Raw genomic sequence first — 556 nt, 5'->3', positions numbered from 1 at the left:
TTTGACCTAAGTTCGGCGAGCATGCCGATCTCCACTATCCGATCGCCCGTCCTGAACCGCATCGGATTGATCCACGGGAGTTCCACGTGAGGGTTGTCCAAGTCGACCGCGCATTCCAGGCGCAAAGCTCCCCACCCGATGAGCGGGAAGATTTCTCCAGGCTATTCGGCAGCAGTGTCGTGGCGTTCCGCCTGCGGAGCCGGCGGTTGGAGGTTGAGCCGCATGGCGGAGGCTTCAGCATCAAGACCGTCTTCTCGGGCCAGGAACGGTATTGGTTCGGCGACAGGACCTCAGTCGTGTGTCCCGGCGAGGTTCTCCTGGTCAATCCAGGGGAAACATACGCCAGCGAGATCCGAACGCCGATTGAGACCGACAGCTTCTCCTTGTTCTTCCCCAAGCACTGGCTCGACGCTGAAATGGCGGCAGGACGCGCACAGGCGCTGCGGCATGCGCTCGACCGGGGTCTGTCGTCCCTCAGTTTGCGCAGTACCCCCCGGCTCCCGCAGGAGTTGCGCAAGCTCGCCGAAGCGCTCACCTCTGGAGCGGACCAGCTGGC

1 protein-coding gene is annotated in these 556 nt (G+C 62.9%); it reads left to right on the top strand.

Going from position 1 to position 556, the window contains the following annotated elements:
* Positions 1-86: 86 nt before the first annotated feature.
* The coding region (locus GR303_RS24255) for an AraC family ligand binding domain-containing protein (RefSeq protein WP_161727034.1) at positions 87-556 on the top strand (470 nt) is incomplete at its 3' end.

The sequence above is a fragment of the Microvirga arsenatis genome (assembly GCF_009910705.1).
Classification (GTDB): Bacteria; Pseudomonadota; Alphaproteobacteria; order Rhizobiales; family Beijerinckiaceae; genus Microvirga; species Microvirga arsenatis.
The sequence above is the reverse complement of the archived record's forward strand: the minus strand, read 5'-3'. Positions and strand labels throughout refer to the sequence as shown.